At 59.2% G+C, this 21,085-nt stretch carries 19 protein-coding genes; 5 read left to right on the top strand and 14 right to left on the bottom strand.

What is annotated here, in order from left to right; genetic code table 11:
* Positions 1-204: 204 nt before the first annotated feature.
* The 7 genes from V7665_RS06050 to mutS form a co-directional block, all read right to left on the bottom strand.
* A complete protein-coding gene (locus V7665_RS06050; RefSeq protein ID WP_335663635.1) occupies positions 205-822 on the bottom strand; it encodes a MarC family protein in 618 nt (205 codons plus the stop codon).
* Entirely contained in the window at positions 819-1,538 is a 720-nt protein-coding gene (locus V7665_RS06045) for a hypothetical protein (protein WP_335663634.1), read from the bottom strand. Before V7665_RS06045 ends, V7665_RS06050 begins: the two co-directional genes overlap by 4 nt.
* Positions 1,538-2,434 carry a bifunctional methylenetetrahydrofolate dehydrogenase/methenyltetrahydrofolate cyclohydrolase FolD gene (folD, locus tag V7665_RS06040; RefSeq protein ID WP_335663633.1) on the bottom strand — a complete coding sequence of 299 codons (897 nt, stop codon included), beginning with the start codon at positions 2,432-2,434 and terminating at the stop codon, positions 1,538-1,540. The genes V7665_RS06045 and folD overlap by 1 nt, the downstream gene beginning before the upstream one ends.
* Positions 2,431-2,727, bottom strand: a complete 297-nt coding sequence (locus V7665_RS06035) for a YggT family protein (protein WP_335663632.1) — start codon at positions 2,725-2,727, stop codon at positions 2,431-2,433. Before V7665_RS06035 ends, folD begins: the two co-directional genes overlap by 4 nt.
* 97 nt (positions 2,728-2,824) lie before the next feature.
* Positions 2,825-3,742, bottom strand: coding sequence for an acetylglutamate kinase (argB, locus tag V7665_RS06030; RefSeq protein WP_335663631.1), 918 nt, complete (start codon positions 3,740-3,742; stop codon positions 2,825-2,827).
* A gap of 43 nt (positions 3,743-3,785) precedes the next feature.
* A complete protein-coding gene (locus tag V7665_RS06025; RefSeq protein ID WP_335663630.1) occupies positions 3,786-4,340 on the bottom strand; it encodes a peroxiredoxin in 555 nt (184 codons plus the stop codon).
* A 4-nt stretch (positions 4,341-4,344) separates the two neighbouring features.
* The gene (gene mutS / locus V7665_RS06020; protein ID WP_335663650.1) at positions 4,345-6,924 is read right to left on the bottom strand and encodes a DNA mismatch repair protein MutS; all 2,580 of its coding nucleotides are present in this window, start codon (positions 6,922-6,924) and stop codon (positions 4,345-4,347) included.
* A 241-nt stretch (positions 6,925-7,165) separates the two neighbouring features.
* Here mutS and V7665_RS06015 point away from each other — a divergent pair, with 241 nt between their 5' ends.
* Positions 7,166-9,436, top strand: coding sequence for an NADP-dependent malic enzyme (locus V7665_RS06015; protein ID WP_335663629.1), 2,271 nt, complete (start codon positions 7,166-7,168; stop codon positions 9,434-9,436).
* A gap of 9 nt (positions 9,437-9,445) precedes the next feature.
* Here the strand turns inward: V7665_RS06015 and V7665_RS06010 are convergent, their stop codons facing one another.
* Entirely contained in the window at positions 9,446-9,928 is a 483-nt protein-coding gene (locus V7665_RS06010; RefSeq protein WP_442955181.1) for an outer membrane protein assembly factor BamE, read from the bottom strand.
* A gap of 156 nt (positions 9,929-10,084) precedes the next feature.
* Here V7665_RS06010 and V7665_RS06005 point away from each other — a divergent pair, with 156 nt between their 5' ends.
* On the top strand, positions 10,085-10,618 hold the full coding sequence (locus V7665_RS06005; protein ID WP_335663627.1) for a ubiquinol-cytochrome C chaperone family protein: 534 nt from the start codon (positions 10,085-10,087) through the stop codon (positions 10,616-10,618).
* Positions 10,615-11,139, top strand: coding sequence for a YceD family protein (locus V7665_RS06000; RefSeq protein ID WP_335663626.1), 525 nt, complete (start codon positions 10,615-10,617; stop codon positions 11,137-11,139). Before V7665_RS06005 ends, V7665_RS06000 begins: the two co-directional genes overlap by 4 nt.
* On the opposite strand, the gene V7665_RS05995 is transcribed toward V7665_RS06000, so the two are convergent.
* Both V7665_RS05995 and V7665_RS05990 read right to left on the bottom strand, forming a co-directional pair.
* Positions 11,136-13,916 carry a [protein-PII] uridylyltransferase gene (locus V7665_RS05995; protein ID WP_442955180.1) on the bottom strand — a complete coding sequence of 927 codons (2,781 nt, stop codon included), beginning with the start codon at positions 13,914-13,916 and terminating at the stop codon, positions 11,136-11,138. The two genes, V7665_RS06000 and V7665_RS05995, sit on opposite strands and share 4 nt — an antisense overlap.
* Positions 13,913-15,622, bottom strand: a complete 1,710-nt coding sequence (locus V7665_RS05990) for a class I adenylate-forming enzyme family protein (RefSeq protein WP_335663625.1) — start codon at positions 15,620-15,622, stop codon at positions 13,913-13,915. The genes V7665_RS05995 and V7665_RS05990 overlap by 4 nt, the downstream gene beginning before the upstream one ends.
* 79 nt (positions 15,623-15,701) lie before the next feature.
* Between V7665_RS05990 and lgt the strand changes: the two genes are divergently transcribed.
* On the top strand, positions 15,702-16,568 hold the full coding sequence (gene lgt, locus V7665_RS05985; protein ID WP_335663624.1) for a prolipoprotein diacylglyceryl transferase: 867 nt from the start codon (positions 15,702-15,704) through the stop codon (positions 16,566-16,568).
* Positions 16,561-17,640 (top strand): class I SAM-dependent methyltransferase, encoded by a 1,080-nt coding sequence (locus tag V7665_RS05980; RefSeq protein WP_335663623.1) that lies wholly within the window; start codon positions 16,561-16,563, stop codon positions 17,638-17,640. Before lgt ends, V7665_RS05980 begins: the two co-directional genes overlap by 8 nt.
* Before the next feature lie 17 nt (positions 17,641-17,657).
* Here the strand turns inward: V7665_RS05980 and V7665_RS05975 are convergent, their stop codons facing one another.
* The 4 genes from V7665_RS05975 to V7665_RS05960 form a co-directional block, all read right to left on the bottom strand.
* The gene (locus tag V7665_RS05975) at positions 17,658-18,254 is read right to left on the bottom strand and encodes an ABC-type transport auxiliary lipoprotein family protein (protein WP_335663622.1); all 597 of its coding nucleotides are present in this window, start codon (positions 18,252-18,254) and stop codon (positions 17,658-17,660) included.
* A 13-nt stretch (positions 18,255-18,267) separates the two neighbouring features.
* The gene (locus V7665_RS05970; protein WP_335663621.1) at positions 18,268-19,215 is read right to left on the bottom strand and encodes an MlaD family protein; all 948 of its coding nucleotides are present in this window, start codon (positions 19,213-19,215) and stop codon (positions 18,268-18,270) included.
* A gap of 65 nt (positions 19,216-19,280) precedes the next feature.
* On the bottom strand, positions 19,281-20,096 hold the full coding sequence (locus tag V7665_RS05965) for an ABC transporter ATP-binding protein (protein WP_335663620.1): 816 nt from the start codon (positions 20,094-20,096) through the stop codon (positions 19,281-19,283).
* Positions 20,096-21,085: MlaE family ABC transporter permease (locus V7665_RS05960; protein ID WP_335663619.1), on the bottom strand; the 990-nt coding region annotated here is incomplete at its 5' end. The genes V7665_RS05965 and V7665_RS05960, both read right to left, overlap by 1 nt.

Genomic DNA, 21,085 nt, shown 5'->3' with positions numbered 1-21,085 from the left:
ACAGTTGCTCCGGCGTCTGATCACCAACCCATTGCTGGCGGATCGCGCCTTCCAGCTGCTGGTGCGGACCGGGGTGATCACCGGGTAGGCGGGGCCCGATAGCCGATCATTCGCGACAGAACTGGCATGGTCGCTTACCGCCAATGACGGTCGCAGAATCGGGGAAGTTTTGGTTGTTGGTCACCCGGTGCCCCACGCGGGCGATCAAAAACTAGCGATCAACCCGTCGACGACAAATTGCACCGCGAGCGCGCCCAACAGCACACCGAGTACCCGGGTGATGACTGCCTCGACCTTGTTGCCCAATATCCGCATCAGCGGTCCGGCCGCGATCAGTCCGATCAGCGTCAGCAAAAGCACCGCTCCGAGCGCGCCGAGAATGACGAGCGCGTTATCAATGCCATCATTTTGCGACGTCAGCAGCATGACCGCGGCGATTGATCCAGGTCCGGCAATCATCGGCATGGCCATTGGAAAGATTGAGACATCCTCGATCTCGGGCTGTTCGATAATCTCCTGCGCCCGGTCCTCGCGCCGTTCGGTGCGTTTCTCGAACACCATTTCCAGCGCGATCAGGAACAGCATGATGCCGCCGGCAATGCGGAAACTGTCGAGGCTGATGCCCAGCGCGCTGAGCATCTGTTCCCCGAACAGGGCAAAGACCAGCAAAATGATCGCGGCAACAAGGGTCGCACGAATGGCCATGATCCGGCGATCGCGCGGGGGTACGTTGCTGGTCAGGCTGGCGTAGATTGGCGCACAGCCCGGCGGGTCGATCACCACGAAAAAGGTGATGAATGCAGAGATGAAAAGTTCGATCATTTGGCCGGTGCGGCGACCCGATATTCATGCACCCGTTTGAAGCTGCCATCCTCTTGCGCCAGATCGACAAAGACGATGCGTGAGCCATCCTCGGTGAATGCGGCATGCCAAACGAGGCTGCGATCTCTGGATGTGCCAGTCATGCCCTTTTCGGTCAGGCCGGTCGGCAAGCCATCAGCCTGGGTTTTTGTCTTGCACGAGGCGATGTCGGTCTCGACATAATCGGGTTCCGCAAGCGGCCTATCCAGTGGTTCGCCATCGTCAAAAACCCATTTCCAGTCAATCTTCTTGTCCGGACGCCGCTGGCCGAAATCCTGCTGTTGCCAAATGGTGGTGAAATGGCCGGCTCCGCCTTTGGCGTCCTGCCAGGCACCGGTGGACACCGCCATGCCACCATCGCAGGACATATAGATATGGTGCGGCTGCCAGGTCACGGCCTGAGCCGGATCAGTCTGATCCTTCAGCCATTGTTGTGCATTGACCAGACCGGGGGTGAACATGATCGCGTCATCGGCAGCGGTTTCGCGGAAAGCGGTCCATTGCCCCTTTTCCTGCGCCAGCCGGGCAAAAGCCAGTTCCGCCTGCACAATCGCGCTGGGATTGGCAACGGGCTTGCCCATCACACGATTATAGCGTTCGCGATCGTTGGGGCGACCACCGCCAGCGGCGCAACCGGCCAGCAGCAGTGCGATTCCGAAGGCGGCAAATATTCGCATTAGAAACCCTTTGGTTTTTCCAGTCCGGCGCGCGCGGATGCGGCGACCAATGTATTGCGCAATAGCACCGCAATGGTCATCGGGCCAACCCCTCCCGGGACCGGAGTAATCGCCCGGACATGATCGAGGGCTTCGGCGGTGGCGACATCGCCGACCAGACGGCCCTTTTCCTTGCCTGGTTCCGGGTCGAGCCGGTTGATACCGACATCGATCACGACAGCACCGTCTTTCAGCCAGTCACCCTTGATCATCTCGGCGCGGCCGACAGCGGCAACGACAATATCGGCGCGGCGCACAACGTCGGGAAGGTTGCGCGTCCGGCTATGGGCCATGGTGACTGTGCAATTTTCCGCGAGCAGCAATTGCGCCATCGGCTTGCCAACCAATATCGAACGGCCAACCACGACCGCGTCCATGCCGGTCAGATCGCCCAACGTGTCTTTCAACAGCATCAGGCTGCCGAGCGGGGTGCAGGGAGTCAGCGCCTCTTCGCCATTGGCCAGTCGGCCGGCGTTGATCACGTGCAGGCCATCGACATCCTTGTCCGGATCGATCGCCATGACCACGGCTTTTTCGTCGAGACCTTTGGGCAGCGGCAATTGTACCAGGATTCCGTCTACGGTCTCATCGGCGTTAAGCCGCTCGACCAAAGCAATCAGTTCGTCCTGCGCGACGTCAGCGGGCAGACGATGTTCGAAGCTTTCCATACCAGCAGCGATTGTCGCTTTATGCTTGGAGGCAACATAGACCTGACTGGCCGGATCTTCGCCGACCAGAACCACAGCCAGACCGGGCGCGCGGCCGGCTTGTTTCACAAATGCAGGAACAGCATCCTTGATCCGTTCGCGCAGACCGGTGGCAAAAGCCTTGCCATCAATGATTGTCGCTGCGGTCAACCGAGAAGCGCCTGGGCCAGTGGTGGCAGGATCGCGTCCTGCAGGATGATGATGCCGATGATGACAACCATCGGGGTCAGGTCAATCGCTCCGAAATCCGGCATGATCTTGCGGATCGGATTGTAAATCGGTGCGGTCAGTGCGTCGAGCGTTGTCCAGATTGCCCGGGCAATGTCATTCTGCAAATTGATGACGTTGAAGGCGAGCAGCCAGCTCATGATCGCCTGCACGATGATGACGGTAATTGCCACGTTGAGCAGGATGGAGATAATCTGAAGAATTGCAAATGCCATGGCGGACCCTTTATCGATAATCTGGCAGAGCGGCCAGTGATTTGTCACCGGTAACGCCAGAAATTTACTGTATCATATATATAAGACAGTTGGCCGTTTAATCAACCGAAGCGAAATCATCCCGAACCAGGGTACCGGCGCCCTTGCTGGTGAAGATTTCGAGCAGCATCGCGTGCGGTATCCGGCCATCCAGGATAACCGCCGCATCGACGCCTTCCTGAACCGCTTTCACGCAGGTCTCGAGTTTCGGAATCATGCCGCCGGAGATGGTGCCATCCTTGACCAGTTCGCTGATCGCCCGCGGCGCGAGATCGGTCAGCAATTCGCCCCGTTTGTCGAGCACGCCGGCCACGTCGGTCAGCAGGAACAGGCGCGCGGCGCGCAGCGCCGAAGCGACCGCCCCGGCCATGGTGTCGGCGTTGATATTATAGGTATGGCCATCCTCGCCGACGCCGATCGGGGCGATTACGGGAATCATGCCGGCAGAAGAGATCATGTCGACAACACCGCGGTTCACCGTTTTCGGTTCGCCAACATAGCCGAGATCGATGATCCGCTCGATATTGCTGTCGGGATCGCGCTCGGTGCGGCGCAGCTTGGCCGCCTTGACAAAGCCGCCGTCCTTGCCGGAAATGCCGATGGCATGGCCGCCGGCCCGTTCGATCCAGCTGACCAGTTCCTTGTTGATCGCGCCAGAGAGCACCATTTCGGCAATCTCGGCGGTTTCCTTGGTGGTCACGCGCAGGCCGTCGACAAATTTGCTTTCGACGCCAACCCGCTGCAACATCGCGCCAATTTGCGGGCCGCCGCCGTGGACGACGACGGGGTTGATCCCGACCGCCTTCAGCAGCACGATATCCTCGGCAAAATTGCGCGCCAAAGCAGCGTCGCCCATTGCATGGCCGCCATATTTGACGACAAAGGTCTTGCCCGCATAGCGCTGCATATAGGGCAAGGCATCGGTGAGCGTTTCCGCCTTCGCGAGCATGGCGGGATCGGGTGCGTGATCGGTCATGGGCATCTTTCAGTCTAGCCGTGCGGCAAATGCAAGTATTTAATCAGCCTTTGGACAGCGCTTTCACTTTTTCCAGCGTACCGGTGACATGGCCTTGCGGTTGCGTCGCGCTGTGGACGAAGACAATTTTGCCCTGCTGGTCGATGACATAGCTGGTCCGGTTGGTCATCGCGAGCCCCGGTGCCATGCGCACCTGATAGTCGGCGATGATCTTGTCATCTGCCCGGGCAACCGCGAACTTGTCGCGGCATTCGGCGACCGAGAATTTCTTCAATCCCTCGATATCGTCGCCCGACATGCCGATGACAGTGGCACCCGCTGCGGTAAATTCGGCGGTGGCATCGGCGAACATATTGGCCTCTATGGTGCAGCCCTCGGTAAACACCTTGGGGAAAAAATAGAGCACGACCGGACCGTCTTTCAGCTTGTCGGCGAGTGAAAATTGAAATTCCTCTCCAGCCAGCGCGCCGGTTGTGGTGAAATCGGGAGCATTGGCACCGATCGCAAGCGGTTCGGCACTGTCGCTGCGGGTATAATAGACAAAGGCACCGCCGCCGACGATCGCCACAGACAGCAAAATCAATATCCACTTTTTCATCTATTCATTCCTGTTCGAGCTGAGCCTTCAGCGCATAAAGCTGGTCCAGCGCTTCCCGCGGCGACAGCGCATCCACATCAATCGCGCCCAGCGCCTGGCGCAGGCTATCTGATTTTTCCTCGACTTCTGCAAGGCTTGCCGCGAACAGCGGCAGATCGCCAAGACCGGCGGCAAGACCGCCGGTTTCCGCCTTGCCGGCTTCCAGCTTGTCGAGCACCGTCTTGGCGCGATTGAGGACCGGCTTGGGGATACCGGCCAGCTTTGCCACTGCCAGACCATAGCTGCGGTCGGCCGGGCCTTTGGCGAGTTCGTGGAGCAGCACCAGATCGCCCTTCCATTCGCGGGCGCGGACATGGTGCAGCGACAATGCGTCGAGCCGGTCGGCGAGCCGGGTCAGCTCGTGATAATGGGTGGCGAACAGGCAGCGGCAGCGATTGGTCTCGTGCACCGCCTCGACCACCGCCCAGGCCAGCGCCAGACCGTCATAGGTCGAGGTGCCCCTGCCCACTTCGTCGAGAATGACGAAACTTTTCTCGGTCGCCTGAGACAGGATCGCTGCGGTTTCGACCATCTCGACCATGAAGGTCGAACGGCCCTGCGCGAGATTGTCGGAAGCGCCAACCCGGCTGAACAGGCGGTCCACGAGACTGAGCTTCGCGGAAGAAGCCGGAACGAAACCGCCGGCTTGCGCGAGAATGACGATCAGCGCATTTTGCCGCAGGAAGGTCGATTTACCGCCCATATTGGGGCCAGACACCAGCCACAAACGCTCGTCCTGCGCCAGGCTGCAATCATTGGCGACAAAGGCCTCGCCCTTGGCCGACAGCGCCGCCTCGACCACCGGATGACGGCCGGCCTGGATATCGAGTATATTGCCGTCGACGAATTGCGGGCGACACCACTGGCCCTCGGCAGCGCGTTCGGCGAGCGCGGCAGCGACATCGATCCGGGCCAGCGCATCGGCGCTTTCGCCAATCGCCTGCTTGCGCGCCAGCACCCTGTCGACCAGCTCTTCAAAATGTGCGGCTTCTGCGGCCAGCGCGTGCGCCCCGGCCTGCGATACGCGCACCGCCTCTTCATGCAGGTCGGTCGAATTGAACCGCACCACCCCGGCGAGCGTCTGGCGATGGGTGAACCCGGAGTTTTCCGCCATCAGACTGTCGCCATGCCGGGCGGGCACCTCGATGAAATAGCCGAGCACGGCATTATGCTTGATCTTGAGCGTGTTTATCCCGGTAGCGGCGCGGTAGCGCGCCTCCAGCGTCGCGATCGCCTGGCGACCGTCGGAACCGGCGCTGCGCAGCTCGTCCAGCGCCGCGTCATAACCCGCCGCAATATAGCCGCCATTGGCCATTTCGGTGGGCGGCGTCTCGACCAGCGCGCGGGCCAGCAGATCGACCAGCGCACCATGGCCATCGAGCGCCGGCAGCAGATTTTCCAGAAGTTCCGGCAGACCCAGCTCCTGCGTCAGCCGTTCGCGCAAGATCCGTGCGCCAGCCAGACCGTCGCGAATCTGCCCAAGATCGCGCGGACTACCCCGCCCTGCCGACACCCGGCCAAGCGCCCGGCCGATATCGGGCAGCGCCTTGAGTTCGGTGCGGACATCGTCGCGGATCGCCGACCCGTCATGAAAATATTGCACCAGCCCGAGCCGCCGGTTGATCGGCTGCTCCGCGAACAAGGGCGCCGACAGATCGCGCGCCAGCAAGCGCGCCCCAGCGGGCGTCACCGTGCGGTCAATCGAGTGGAGCAGGCTGCCCTCGCGTCCGCCCGCCAGCGTCCGGTCAATCTCCAGACTCGCGCGGGTCGGCCCGTCGATCGAAAGAAACTCCCGCATTTCCCGTCTTTTCGGCGGATGCAGATAGGGTGGCTGGCCTTGCGAAACATGATCGACATAGGCGATCAGCCCGCCGGCAGTCGCCAGTTCAGCGCGCGAAAATTCGCCCATGCCGTCGAGCGTCGCCACCCCGAAATGCTCGCGCAGCCGCTTTTCGGCACGCGTGCTGTCGAAATTCTCTTTGGCCCAGCCGGTTGCCTTGTGCAGCCGGGGCAGCAAGGATGGCGGGCAGATGATTTCCGATGGCGCGAGCCTGGCCAGCTCCGCATCGAGCGCATCGTCGGCGATGGTTGCGAGTTCAAAACTGCCGGTCGAAATATCCGCCGCAGCCAGTCCGATCTCGCCCTGCACCTCGGCGAGTGCGACCAGCATATTGTCGCTGCGCGCATCGAGCAAAGTGTCTTCGGTCAGCGTCCCGGCGGTTACATAGCGAATGATATCACGCGCGACCAAGGCCTTGTAGCCACCGCGCGCCTTGGCCTCGGCCGGGGTTTCTATCTGCTCGGCTATCGCCACCTTGAAACCGGCGCGGATCAGTTTCGCCAGATAGCCTTCTGCCGCATGGACCGGCACCCCGCACATCGGGATCGCATCACCGGCATTTTTGCCGCGCGAGGTCAGCGCGATATCCAGCGCCGCTGCCGCGAGCTTTGCATCCTCGTAAAACAGCTCGAAAAAATCGCCCATCCGGTAGAATAAAAGGCAATCGCCGGCCTTTTCCTTCAGCCCGAAATATTGCTCCATCATCGGCGTGACCTTGTCCGGTGCCGACGCGGGTGCCTTGCCCTGTTTTTCTGCTTTGTCCTGAGTCTGGGTTGCCATGTTCCCGCGATAGCCGAGTGCAGCCGGACATAAAAGAGTAGCGATCATATCCTATTGAAATTTACTTCATATTGCGGCCCTGCGTCAAAGCGAGTAAGACTTGAGACGGGACGTGACAAACCGAGCGGCGTAAAAAAGCCGACCACCTAATATGCGGAGATATAATTTGGCTGACAAGAATGATAACAATCTGGAATTTTCCGAACGGGAAGCCCTGCTTTTTCACTCCCACGGCCGCCCCGGAAAAATCGAGATTATCGCTTCCAAGCCGATGGCAACCCAGCGCGATCTCAGCCTAGCCTATTCTCCCGGCGTTGCCGTCCCCGTCCGGGCGATCGCGGAAGATCCATCCAAAGCCTATGATTATACCGCCAAGGGCAATCTGGTCGCCGTTATCTCCAACGGCACCGCGATCCTTGGCCTTGGCAATCTGGGGGCGCTGGCCGCCAAGCCGGTCATGGAAGGCAAGGCCGTATTGTTCAAACGCTTCGCCGACGTCGATTCGATCGATCTGGAACTCGACACCGAAGATGCGGAAACCTTCATCAACGCCGTGCAGATCATGGAACCCAGCTTCGGCGGCATCAATCTGGAAGATATTGCCGCTCCCGATTGCTTCATCATCGAACAGACATTGCGCGACCGGATGAATATTCCGGTATTCCATGATGACCAGCACGGCACCGCGATTATCGCTGCTGCCGGGATCATCAATGCCTGTCTGCTGACCGACCGCAAGATCGAAGATATCAAGGTTGTCGTCAACGGTGCCGGTGCCGCTGCCATTGCCTGCGCCTCGCTGATCAAGAGCCTCGGCGTTCCGCACGACAATCTGACCATGTGCGATCGCAAAGGCGTCATTTATCGGGGCCGTGAAGGCGTCGACCAGTGGAAATCCGCTCATGCGACCGACACCGAGGCACGCACGCTGACGGAAGCGCTGACCGGCGCTGATGTTTTCCTCGGCCTGTCTGCCGCCGGCGCGCTCAAGCCGGAAATGGTAAAGGACATGGCCCCCAAGCCAATCATCTTTGCGATGGCCAATCCCGATCCGGAAATCACCCCGCCCGACGCCAAGGCGGCACGGCCCGATGCGATTGTCGCCACCGGCCGCTCCGATTATCCCAATCAGGTCAATAATGTCCTGGGTTTTCCTTTCATCTTCCGCGGTGCGCTTGACGTCCGGGCGACCCGGATCAACGAGGAAATGAAAGTGGCCGCCGCGCATGCGATTGCCGAACTGGCGCGTGAGCAGGTTCCGGAAGAAGTTGCCCTTGCCTATGGCGGATTGGCGCCGAGCTTTGGCGTCGATTATATCATCCCGGCTCCCTTTGATCCGCGGCTGATGGACGTGGTATCAGCAGCGGTTGCCAAGGCGGCCATGGATAGCGGCGTTGCCCAGAAACCGATCGAAGATCTTGACGCCTATCGCCAGAGTTTGAAAGCCCGCCTCAACCCGACCACGTCGGTGCTGACCCAGGCCTATCAGGCCTGCCGTCTGTCACCAAAACGGATAATTTTTGCCGAAGCCGAAGAGGATGTCGTGCTGCGCGCGGCGATCCAGTTCCAGGATGGCGGCTACGGCACGCCGGTTCTGGTCGGACGCGATGACCGGGTCCGGGAAAAGCTCAAGGAACTGGGCGTGCGTGATCCCGACAGCTTTGAAGTGCACAACAGCCGCAACAGCCCGCTGGTCCCCGACATGGTAAACATGCTGTACGAACGGCTTAAGCGCCGCGGCTATATGGAGCGCGATATCAAGCGCATGGTCAATCAGGACCGCAATATCTTCGGTTCGGCGCTGCTCGCCATGGATCAGGGTGATGCGATGATCACCGGGGTTACCCGGCCTTATTCGCAATCGTTCCGCGATGTCGCCAAAGTGATCGATGTCGAAAAAGGCCGGACCGCCTTTGGTATCCATGTCATGGTCGGCCAGCATCACACGGTTTTCATGGCTGACACCACGGTCAACGAACGGCCCACGGCTCACGAACTGGCGGATATCGCCGAGCAGACGGCCGCCGTCGCCCGGCAAATGGGCCACGAACCGCGCGTCGCCTTCCTCAGCTATTCGACTTTTGGCAATCCCGAAGGCCGCTGGCTGGAGAATCTCCGCGAAGCCGTGGCACTGCTCGACCAACGGCGAGTCACTTTTGAATATGAAGGCGAAATGGCGCCCGACGTCGCGCTCAACCCCAAGCTGATGGCCAACTATCCGTTCAGCCGCCTGTCACAGCCCGCCAACGTACTGGTCATGCCCGGCCTGCAATCGGCCAACCTGTCGGCGAAATTGCTGCGCGAACTGGGCGGCGATTCGGTCATCGGACCGATGCTGGTCGGACTGGAAAAATCGGTGCAGATTGCCACCATGGCATCCACTGCATCGGAACTGGTGACACTGGCGGTACTCGCCGCCAGTGGCATTGCCAAATAGGCGGAACCGTCAGGGCCGCGTGGGGTCGTTGCTACGACCCTGCGCGCCCGGTGCGCCGACTGCGCCGATATTGCCAAAAAGCTCTTCGAAAAAGGAGCGATTACGGCCCAGAGTCGGCGTTTTGTCGCCATCCGGGCTGATGCTGGCCACCAGTTCAAGACCGGTGCGATCCACTGCGGTCACGTTTCCATCGGCATCAAATTGCACGCGCATCACCTGCTGGTCGCGGGGATGTGGGTTGTTGAAGCCATATTGGCGGGTGTCGCGGGACAAATAATACCAGGTATTTTCGTCAAACTGGCCGGTGAAGGTCGGACGGCCGAGCGAAGCTTCCACCGACTGGCGGTTGTCGACGCCCGCCTGAATCGCCGACATCAGCACTTCATCGGCAATATATCCCTGATGGCCGCGTACCTGAGTACATCCGGCCATCGTCATGGTGCCAGCCATCAGCCCGAGCCACAGACTGTATTTCTTGATATTGCCGACCATCGAACTCATTCTCCACTATACAGCCAGCACCGTATCGGTGCCTGACTCGTCATCGCCCATTGCATCTCGCGCTATAAATATCAATATGCCCTGTATCCAGACTTAACAAGCGCCCCGATCGTGCATAAACTTGCGATCCAACCAGCGGAACCAGCAATGTCCTTTTTCAGCAAGATTTTTTCCCGAGACAATCCCAATGCAAAAATGCAGCCACTGTATAATGCGATTGTCAGCGAAGGGCGGCAACTGGCGTGGTATGAAGAGGCGCAGGTGCCGGACAGTCTCGACGGCCGGTTCGACATGATTGCTGCGATATTCTCGCAGGTGCTTATCCGGCTGGAAAAAGACGACGAACGGGGTCAGGAACTGGCCTGGCTAACCGAGATTTTCATCAAGGACATGGACGGACAATTGCGCCAGATCGGCATTGGAGACATGATCGTGGGCAAACATGTCGGCCGCATGATGGGTGCGCTTGGTGGCCGGGTCGGTGCCTATCGCGAGGCGCTGGAAAATGGCGCGGACCTGCGCGAGGCGATTGTGCGCAATATTTTCCGTGGCGAACAGCCAGACGATGCGGCGCTGGACATTCTTACCAGCCGGTTGGCCGCCTATCATGTAGCGCTGCAACAGTGCGACGCGGACGCTATCATTGCGGGCCAGCTGCCAGCCAGCGGACCGGCCATATGATCGACACACCGGAATTTTCCCATATCGTCAAACTGTCGGAAATCGGCTCCACGCCGCGCACGGGCAAGCTGTCGGCGAGCGAGGAAGAACGGCACAAGCTGGCGCAGCGATTCGATCTGCCGAAAATTAACACGCTGGACGCCGCCTATATATTGCTGGCCAGTGCCAACCGGATCAGCTTTACCGGGCGACTCGAATCCGATCTGCAGCAACGCTGCTCGATCACCGGAGAAAGCTTTCAGATCCGGCTGCGCGAAAAATTTGACATTGCCTTTATCCCCAAAGCGGAAATTGAAGGCGCTGACGAAGAAATCGAGCTGACCGAAGAAGATTGCGACATAATCGAATATGACAATGGCCAGCTTGATCTCGGCGAAGCCATTGCCCAAACGCTCTATCTGGCACTCGCGCCGTTTCCGCGCGGCCCCAATGCCGATGTCGTGGCGCGCGAGATCCTCAAATCGCCAGAGGAAGCCGGCCCCTTCGGTGCGCTGGCGGCGCTGAAGAACAAACTGCCCTAGCCCGTTTCCTTATCGGCCTTGCGGGCAGCCGCATTGGTCAGGCGTTTTTGCAGCCCGTTTAGCCGCTGCTTGCTGGTGATCTTGCTGCCCAGCAGGTCGGTGATGTAGAAAGTATCCACCGCTCGCTCGCCATAAGTGGCGATATGGGCGCTGTGCACCGTGACCTTCGATTCGAACAGCGCATAGGCCAGCTCGTTGAGCAATGCCGGGCGGTCCTGCGCGTTGACCTCGATCACGGTAAACCGGTTCGATGCATCATTATCCACCAGCGCAAAGGGCGTGATGATGAATGCGCCGGCCCGCGAATGGGCCAGCGGTCGGGCCTCGAGCTTGGTAGAAAGCTTGGTCCGGTTGGCCAGCGCATCCTCAACCGCCTGCTTGAGCCGGTCGAGCTGCCCTTCCTCGGAAAAAGGCTTGCCGTGCGGATTCTGGACCAGGAAATTGTCCAGCGCCATGCCGTCTCGGGTGGTGTGGATACGTGCGTCGATAATATTGCCGCCAGAAACATGGATGCCCCCCGCGATCCGGTAAAATAATCCCGGGTGGTCAGCCGCATAGACGGTGATCAATGTTGCACCGCGTTCGGGATAGACATCCGCAAAAATCGCGAGGTCCGTGTCCCCGGCATCGAGCACGAGCCGGGCATTTTGGACAATGATATCATCCGGTTCGGCAATCCAGTAGGCATCGGTAAACCGCTTGGCCAGCTTCTTGAATTCGGCTTCCGGCAGATTGAGCGCCTCGGCCAGAACGGCTTTTTTCTGATCAATCCGCTCCTTGCGGCCACGCTGCTTGTGGCCGAGCAACAGCATTTCCTGCGCGGCTTCGAACAGGTCGGTCAGCAACTGCCGTTTCCAGCTATTCCAGACGCCGGGCCCGACCGCGCGAATATCTACCACGGTCAACACGGTGAGCTGACGGAGACGTTCGACGCTTTTCACCTGGCTGGCAAAATCCTGAATGGTCTTGAAATCCGACAGATCGCGCTTGAATGCAACCGCCGACATCAGTAGATGATTGCGAACCAGCCAGGCGACCAGTTCGGTTTCGTGCGGTTTCAGGCCGAGTCGCGGGCCAAGCTTCATCGCCACTTCCGCGCCTAACACGCTGTGGTCGCCGCCGCGGCCCTTGGCAATGTCATGCAGCAGGGTGGCGACAAACAGCACTCGCCGGTTCTGCAGTTTTTCCATCGTCGCCGTGCTGTTCGGATGGTCGGCCATCAGGTCACCCCGGCCGATCCTTGCCAGCAGGCCAATCGCGCGGATGCTGTGTTCGTCGACGGTATAATGATGATACATGTCGAACTGCATCTGCCCGACAACGCGGCCGAAATCGGGAATGAAGCGGCCAAAGATCGCCGCCTCGTTCATCCAGCGCAGCACCAGTTCGGGATCACGCGGAGAGCATAGCACATCGAGAAACAGCTTGTTGGCGCGCGCATCCTTGCGGATCTTGTTGTCGATCAGCTTGGCATCGCGGCGCGCCGCCCGCATCGCCAGCGGATGGATTTCCAGCTCGTGCTTGTCGGCGAGCCAGAAAATTTCCAGCAGCCGGACTGGGTCTTCCTCGAAAAATGTTTCATTCGGCAAGGCGAGCCGTCCGCGATCCAGCACAAAGCCATTGAGCTTCTTTGGCTTGCGGGTCAGCGACGGCAGGAACCGGCGCACGCCGGCATTGTGGGTTTCATCCAGATGGGCGAGGAACACGCCGGTGAGGTTGCCAACCACTTTCGCGTTCAGGAAATAATATTGCATGAACCGCTCGACCGAGGACTTGCCGGGCCGGTCGGCAAAGCGCATGCGCCGCGCCACTTCGGGCTGCAGGTCGAAGGTTAGCCGGTCTTCCGCGCGGCCGGTGATATCATGCATATGGCAGCGCACCGCCCAGAGAAAATTGGCCGCCTTGCGAAACCGCTTGAACTCGTCAGCGGTGAGCAGGCCGACATCGACCAGCTCCCCGGCGGACGTCACCCGATGAATATATTTGCCGATCCAGTAGAGCGTCTGCAGATCGCGCAGCCCGCCCTTGCCTTCCTTTACATTGGGTTCGACGACATAGCGGCTGTCGCCCATTTTCATGTGCCGCACATCACGCTCCGCCAGCTTTTGCGCGACGAAACTGCTGTCGGTTCCGGCGACTACATCGCTGTAGAAGCGCTGTTTCGCTTCTTCGTAAACGCCGGTATCGCCCCAGATATAGCGGCCTTCCAGCAAAGCCGTGCGGATCGACAGATCCTCCTTTGCCATGCGGACCATTTCATCGATCGAGCGGCTGCTCTGCCCGACCTTGAAGCCGAGATCCCAGAGCCAGTAGAGCATCGCCTCAATCGCCTGCTCGGTCCAGCTGTTGGTCTTGTGCGGGGTCAGGAAAGCAATGTCGACATCGCTGTGTGGCGCCATTTCACCGCGTCCATAGCCACCCACGGCCATCACCGCGATGCGTTCGCCCGATGACGGATTGCTCACCGGATATTGGTGATTTACCGCGATATCGTGAATTAGACGGACCAGCTGGTCGACCAGAAAGGATTGCGCGGCCGCCATTTCGTGACCCGCCGAAGGCCCTTTCAGCAAGCGCGCGCTGATTTCCGCCCGGCCGTCATTGAGCGCATCCTGCAGCAGCGGCAGAATTTTTGCCCGCGCCTCGCGCATGCCATGCTCGGCGATGAGGCTTTCGATTTGCTCGGCCAGCACCCGGCGATTGATAATATCCCGCTGCCGGACGATCCGCTGCTCCGGATCCGCCGGCGCAGCCGGGATATTGGCGCGAACGTTCACCCGGTTGCAGCCAATTCGTCACGATGTTTTTTCGCCAGCACGATTTTTGCAATTTTCGCGGTACCGAGTTTCGGCAACGGCTCGTCATATTGCCAGACATGCACCGGCATCTTGAACGGAGCGAGCTGGTGCTTGAGCGCTTCCAGCAGTTCTTCATCGGTCAGGCTATAGCCGTCCTTGGTGTGATAGACCAATGCCGGTACTTCCCCGAAACGCTCATCAGGAACGCCAAAAATGCAGGCTTCTGCCACGGCCGGATTGGCGTAGACGGCCGCTTCCACTTCCTGACAGCTGATATTCTCGCCACCACGGATGATGATCTCTTTCTTCCGATCGACAATGAACAGATAGTCTTCGGGATCAAGATAGCCAATATCACCGGTGCGGAAATAGCCGTCATCGGTAAAGGCATCCCTGGTGGCTTCTTCGTTGTTCCAATAGCCAGTGAAATTGGCGGAGGTGCGGATACAGACTTCGCCGCGCTCGCCCTGCGGCATCTTGTTGCCGTCATCATCCAGGATCGCGACATCGACAATCGGCGGGGTTGCCCGGCCGGTGCTGTCCGGCTTGGCGAGATAATTTTCATTCTGGTTCGAGCAGCCGACGCCATTGGTTTCGGTCAGGCCATAGCCAATCACCGGATAGCCATCGCCCATTTTCTCCTTGATCCGCCGGACATGTTCGACCGGACGCGGCGCCCCGCCGGCAGCCATGGTGACGCAGCTGCTGAGATCATATTTGTCGAAATGGGGGTGCGAATAGATTTCCATGCTCATCAGCGGCACACCGACAAAATAGGTCACGCGTTCCTTCTCGATCAGCCGCATCGCTTCTTCGGCATCCCATTTATTGAGGAATACCAGCTTACGGCCAATCGCGTAGCTGACCAGCACCAGCGGCACCGATGCGGTGACGTGGAACAGCGGCACGCAGACCATCGCGGTCGGTTGTCCTTCCGGCATCTTGCCGGCTTCGGTCATGATATGGACCAGCACCAGCACCGTGCCGACGAAGCTCATCGCGCCCTGCACAACCGAGCGATGTTCAGCATAGGCGCCCTTGGATTTCCCGGTAGAGCCGGAGGTAAACAGGATCGTCGCATTGTCCTCGGGGGCCATCTGCGGCAGCGGCGTTTCCGCGCCACCACCCTTTTCCAGCATGACTTTCAGCCCTTCCAGCGGCAATTTGTCATGTTCGAAGACCAATAGTTCGGCACCGTGATTGCGTTTGGATTCGACCAGCCGCTGGGCCCGCTGATAGTCGGCGAAAACGAAGGAACAGCCGACATCCTCGATCCCGTCGGCCAGTTCATCGCCGCGCCACCAGCCGTTCAGCTTGGTCGACACACCACCCGCCATGGTGATCGCCATGTCGAGAATGACCCAGTTGGCCGAATTGCGCGCGGCGATTCCGATCCGGTCGCCTTTCTGAACGCCATAGCCTTCGACCAGCCCGCCGGCCAAAGCACGTGCAGCGGCATAGGCCGCTCCGAAGGTCAGACGGATATCGCCATCAACCAGAAATTCCTTGTCGGCATGCTGGTTACAGAAATAGGCAAAATAATCAGAAACATTCTGCGGTGCGTTCTTGAAGATCGGCATGTCGACGCCGTATTTATTGATCGTGTCGAGTTCCAGCAACTGACCTGGCTGGGTCAGCGCTTCCAGCGTTTTATCGATTACCAGATCCAGTTCAGAGGTCGCCATTATTCAAGTCTCCCGTTGTTCCCTCTTGGTATAGGGGAATTTCCCTTTATATGGACAGGAAACCACGTGGGGAAAAGAGTTGATTGATATTATATTGGCCAATGCGGCACAGTTTACGCGATTTGAGGAACTTGGCCTCTCTCCCAATGCGCTCGATATCGGTTTTTTCCAGCTCAAATGGTATTCTCTGGCCTATCTCGCGGGGATTTTGATCGGCTACTGGTATCTGACCAAATTGGTCGACCAGCCAGGCGCGCCGATGGCACGCCGCCATGCCGATGACATGATCTTCTGGGCAACGCTCGGGATCATCGTCGGCGGCCGGTTGGGCTATGTGTTTTTCTATAGTCCGGAAATCTTGCTGGAGCCGATCAGAATATTTCAGGTGTGGAAAGGCGGCATGTCGCTGCACGGCGGCACGATCGGCGTCGTGCTTGCATTGTGGTGGACATCTCGGCGAGAGAAGCTCAGTTTCCTGCGCATGTGCGACTATATCGCCTGTGTCATCCCGTTCGGCCTGTTCTTCGGGCGGCTGGCCAATTTCGTCAATGGTGAGCTGTGGGGCCGGCAAACCGACGTGGCCTGGGCGATCATCTTCCCGATGGGCGGCGAAGTTGCCCGCCATCCCAGCCAGCTTTATGAAGCAGGATTGGAAGGTATCGTCTATTTCATCATCCTCTCTTTGCTCTTCTGGAAAACCGATGCCCGCTATCAGCCCGGCAAGCTGGTCGGCGCCGGATTGCTGGTTTATGGCTTCAGTCGCTTCACTGTCGAATTTTTCCGCCAGCCGGATATTCAGCTGACCTGGCTGGTCGAGCAATCGGGTTTCAGCATGGGCCAATGGCTGACGGTGCCGATGATATTGCTTGGTGCGTGGCTGGTCTTCACCGCGAAAGGCCGACGCGCGCGCGTCGAAACAGTAGCGGGAGACAAGAGCGTTGCCTGACGGCATCAAGGCGGACCACCCCACTGCAGCCCATATAATCGCCGACCGGATCGACCGCGAAGGCCCGATCCCGCTTGGCGACTATATGGCGATCGCCAATGCCTATTATTATGCCAGCAAGGACCCGCTGGGCGAAGAGGGTGATTTCGTCACTGCTCCGGAAATTAGCCAGATGTTCGGCGAAATCGTCGGTATCTGGCTGGCCGATCTGTGGCTTCGCAAAGGATCACCCAGCCATTGTCACTATGTCGAGCTGGGTCCGGGGCGCGGCACATTGGCGCATGATGCGCTGCGCTCGATGCGCAAATTCGGCTGCAGTCCGGCGGTCCATTTTGTCGAGACCAGCCCGATATTGAAAGCCAAACAGGCACAGCTGCATCCCGATGCAATATGGCATGACGACATTTCAAGCCTGCCGGAGGACGGACCGCTGCTGATCGTCGCCAATGAATTTTTCGACGCCCTGCCGGTCGAGCAGTTTGTTGCGACATCCGGCGGCTGGCGCCGACAAATGGTTGCGCGGGATCGCAGCAAATTTGTCGCGATTCCCAGCAACGAGACCGCCGGCGACCAGATTGGCGGCTCGATGAGCGGATTTCCGGAAGGCACGATATTGGAGCGCTCGCCGGTCAGCGTGGAATGGGCTGGCAATCTGGCCAATCGGCTGGCGAAACAGGGCGGCACCCTGCTGATCATCGACTATGGCTATGCGAGGCCGGGCACCGGCAGCACGCTGCAGGCGGTGAAGGATCATATGCCGATCAGCCCGTTTGACTGCCCCGGCACCTCCGACCTCACCGCCCATGTTGATTTTCATACTTTGGCCAATATCGCGCGAACCCGCCTGCTCGCCGTGCATGGGCCAACGGAACAGGGCCAGTGGCTGAAGTCGCTCGGGATTGATCAACGCGCTGCGGCGCTGATTGCGGCAAGTCCGAAACAAGCCGAAACCATCCGGGCTGCGTATCAGCGGCTGACCCACGCAGACGAGATGGGATGCCTGTTCCGGGTGATGGCGGCCTGTGCGATCGATTGGCCGGAACCCGAGGGGTTCAGCTATGGCGAGGAATAGCGGGCTTTGCTAGACTGCTAGCCGACCCATAAGGCGACGTCGGCAGCCACTTTATTGGCCGCCTTGTTCAGGCCTTCTCCGACGGCGCCCGGTTCAGCGGCAAAAACTTTTCCACTGGCTTCGAAGCGTTTTTTCTCGACCGGCTTGTCTGCGGTCATTTTTACCGCATCATAGGTGACGGTGACCGTCAGGCTGGGCCCGTCGAGACCGAAATTGACCAGTTCGCCGGTGATATAGGTTTGCGCATTGCCACCCGCTTCGGTGGCAGTGAGCACCAGCCGACCATTTTTGGCGGCGATGGTTTCGCTGAGCAGATCCTGAAACAGACGAGCCGGTTTGTCGACCCAGACGGCGTCCTTCAGATAGGCAATGCCCGTGCCGCTGGTCTGCACCGGCACGCGAATGGTGTTCAGTTTTTGCGGAGCCGCGGGCAGCGCCACCACTAGCGACCCAGCTTGCGGCCCGCTCTGCGTCGCTCCGGCAGATAATTTCTGGTCAGGGGACAGCGTCAGCAGCGACGGCGGCGGTTCAGCCCCACCGAAGCTAACGCAAGCGCTCAGTGCGAGAGTAGCGGCCAGAAGACCGACAGATTTCAAAGGTCGAAACTTGCTCATCATATCTGCCCTGTCATTTCCCTGGTTTATAGTCCGGCAGCGCTGGTGCCGACAATAAGGATCCGGCCCCTCCCTGATCCAGCCTCTCGGCTACCGCTGTCATGGATTTGGTCAGTGCCTGCATATCTTGCACCAGCTGATCGACTTCCGGCAAGGTCTTGTTCGAAAACCGCTCTGCCGCAGGTTGCGCATTTTTCAGCACACCTTCCAACGCGAGGAGGCTCTTCGAGGCGGAGTCCAGTGTGGTGGCGAGATTTCTGGCCACTGGTTCGCCATTATTGGTCAGAAAATTATTGGCGCTGTCTGCCACAAGCGAGAGCTTCTCGGCGGTCTGGCCAGCGTTACGAATGGCGATCCGCGATTCTTCCATCAAGGCTTCCAGGCCCGGCGCCTGCTTCGCAAGGCTTCCGGTCAACTTGTCGGTATTGGCCAATATGCCACTGATCGATTTCTGATTATCCTCCGACAATAGCTGGGTCAGCTGATCTGTCAGGGTTGCCAGCCGTTCCACTACCAGCGGGGCGCTGTTCAGCAGTTCGCCGAGCGCGCCCGGTTTGGTCGGGATCACCGGCACCCCTTCGGGGCCGAGCTCGGTAATTGGTGGCGCACCCTTTTTCGCGCCATCGAGCTGAATATTGGGAGGCGCGGTGAAGCTTACGCTCTGGATGGTAGCGGTGGTGCCTTCCAATATCGGCGTGTCTTCACTGACCGCAATCCGGACGCGAACAAAATTCGGGTCTTTCTTCCACAGTTCAACCTTGATCACCTGCCCCGAGGGCACGCCGGCAAAGGTGACGCCGGTTCCCGATGCCAGTCCGCCTACCGACTGGGAAAAGAAAATATCATATTGCTTGGTCGTCCCGTCGCCAAAGCGGACGATCCAGACCAGGAAAGCGGCCACTAGAGCCAGCATTGCCAAAGTGACAACACCGACAAGAATATGGTTGGAGCGCGTTTCCATCTAGTTCACCTCTATGACGAGCCGTGCCGTCACCTGCAACAATTCTCTGATTCGCTTCATCATTCTCATCCCAGCATCTTTTTGCCGGCAGATGCCAGCCGACCGCGCGGGCCGTTGAAATATTCCTGTATCCAGGGATGGTCGAGCGCGAGCAATTCGTCGATTGTGCCAACGGCGATCACGCGCTGGTCGGCGAGCACCGCCACCCGGTCACAAATGGCATGCAATGTGTCAAGATCATGGGTGATCAGAAACACCGTAAGCCCCAGAGTCTGCTGCAATTCCTTGGTCAGATTGTCGAACGCGGCAGCGCCGATCGGATCCAGACCGGCGGTAGGTTCATCGAGAAACAGCAGCTCCGGATCGAGCGCGAGCGCCCGCGCAATGCCAGCCCGCTTGCGCATACCGCCGGACAGTTCGGAGGGATATTTCGGGGCGGCATCGGGCGACAATCCCGAAAGGCAGACCTTATATTTGGCCACTTCGCGCCGAAATTCCCGATCCATATCCGGATAAAATTCACGGATCGGAACCATCACATTTTCGGCGACCGTCAGCGTCGAAAACAGAGCACCACCCTGAAACAGCACACCCCAGCGCTTGCGAATTTCGATCGTCTCGGCATCGGATTTTCCCAATATCTGTTCGCCAAAGACCTTGATCTCGCCCTCTTGCGGGGTTTGCAGTCCGATGATCGAGCGCATCAGCACCGATTTTCCGGTACCGGATCCCCCGACCACGCCGATGATTTCGCCGCGATGCACGTCGAGATCGAGATTGTCGTGAACCACCTGCGTACCGAAGGCATTGCGCAGGCCGTGGACACTGACGATCGGACCTTCATAATCGGGGTCATAAGCAATGGCCTGCGAATCGAGCATCAATCCCATCCGATCCAGGTGAAGAAAACCGCAAAAAAGGCGTCGAGCACGATGACCAGAAAAATCGCCTGGACCACCGCTGCCGTTGTTCGTTTGCCAACATCCTCGGCATTGCCCTTGACCTGCATGCCTTGATAGCAGCCGGTAATCGCGATGATCGCACCGAAGACCGGCGCTTTCACAAGGCCGACATAAACGTCGGTCAGCGGTACAACCTCGCGGATGCGGGCAAAAAAGGTTGCGGGCGGGATGTCCAGTTCAACCCAGCTGAGCAATCCGCCGCCAATGATCGCCACGATCGAGGCGTAGAAACCGAGCAATGGCAGCATGAACACAGCGGCGATAAAGCGCGGCAGCACCAGCGCTTCAATCGGTGACACGCCAATCGTGCGCATCGCATCAATTTCTTCGGTCAGCTTCATGGTGCCGATTTGCGCGGCAAAGGCCGAGCCGGACCGACCGGCGACCATGATCGCGGTCATCAGCACGCCCAGTTCGCGCAGCGTCAGCCGGCCAACGAGATTGACGGTGAACACTTCCGCACCGAATTGCCGCAGCTGGACCGCTCCTTGTTGTGCGATCACCAGGCCGATCAGAAAGCTCATCAGGCCAATAATACCGAGCGAGCGAACGCCGACGACATCAAAGCGCTGGATCACGGCGTTCCATCTTATTCTACCGGGGTGCCGGACCAACCGCAGAAAACCGACAATGATCGCACCGAAAAAGCCGATCAATCCAGTCATTGTGCTAAAGGCAAGGGTCGTTGCCTCGCCGATATCGCTGAGCACCCGGATGACCGGGTTGACCGGTTCGGGTCGGATCTCGGTCGGTTGGTCGGCCCCGGCGACGGCAGCTATCAATCGCTGCGCATCATCACCCGCACCGACAATTTCCGCTTCCATATCGCGCGCTGTCCGGTGGATCAGCCAGGCACCGACCGTATCGATATAGCCCGTATCGGAAATATCGAGCCGCTTCGCTTCGCC

The organism is Parasphingorhabdus sp. (assembly GCF_036964675.1).
In the GTDB taxonomy this organism is placed as follows: domain Bacteria; phylum Pseudomonadota; class Alphaproteobacteria; order Sphingomonadales; family Sphingomonadaceae; genus Parasphingorhabdus.
The sequence above is the reverse complement of the archived record's forward strand: the minus strand, read 5'-3'. Positions and strand labels throughout refer to the sequence as shown.

Excerpts from the sequence above, each read along its gene's own strand:
- V7665_RS06050 (WP_335663635.1), bottom strand. The coding sequence starts at position 822 with ATGATCGAACTTTTCATCTCTGCATTCATCACCTTTTTCGTGGTGATC.
- V7665_RS06045 (WP_335663634.1), bottom strand. The coding sequence starts at position 1,538 with ATGCGAATATTTGCCGCCTTCGGAATCGCACTGCTGCTGGCCGGTTGC.
- V7665_RS06035 (WP_335663632.1), bottom strand. The coding sequence starts at position 2,727 with ATGGCATTTGCAATTCTTCAGATTATCTCCATCCTGCTCAACGTGGCA.
- argB (WP_335663631.1), bottom strand. The coding sequence starts at position 3,742 with ATGACCGATCACGCACCCGATCCCGCCATGCTCGCGAAGGCGGAAACG.
- V7665_RS06025 (WP_335663630.1), bottom strand. The coding sequence starts at position 4,340 with ATGAAAAAGTGGATATTGATTTTGCTGTCTGTGGCGATCGTCGGCGGC.
- mutS (WP_335663650.1), bottom strand. The coding sequence starts at position 6,924 with ATGATGGAGCAATATTTCGGGCTGAAGGAAAAGGCCGGCGATTGCCTT.
- V7665_RS06010 (WP_442955181.1), bottom strand. The coding sequence starts at position 9,928 with ATGGTCGGCAATATCAAGAAATACAGTCTGTGGCTCGGGCTGATGGCT.
- V7665_RS06005 (WP_335663627.1), top strand. The coding sequence starts at position 10,085 with ATGTCCTTTTTCAGCAAGATTTTTTCCCGAGACAATCCCAATGCAAAA.
- V7665_RS06000 (WP_335663626.1), top strand. The coding sequence starts at position 10,615 with ATGATCGACACACCGGAATTTTCCCATATCGTCAAACTGTCGGAAATC.
- V7665_RS05990 (WP_335663625.1), bottom strand. The coding sequence starts at position 15,622 with ATGGCGACCTCTGAACTGGATCTGGTAATCGATAAAACGCTGGAAGCG.
- V7665_RS05975 (WP_335663622.1), bottom strand. The coding sequence starts at position 18,254 with ATGAGCAAGTTTCGACCTTTGAAATCTGTCGGTCTTCTGGCCGCTACT.
- V7665_RS05970 (WP_335663621.1), bottom strand. The coding sequence starts at position 19,215 with ATGGAAACGCGCTCCAACCATATTCTTGTCGGTGTTGTCACTTTGGCA.
- V7665_RS05965 (WP_335663620.1), bottom strand. The coding sequence starts at position 20,096 with ATGCTCGATTCGCAGGCCATTGCTTATGACCCCGATTATGAAGGTCCG.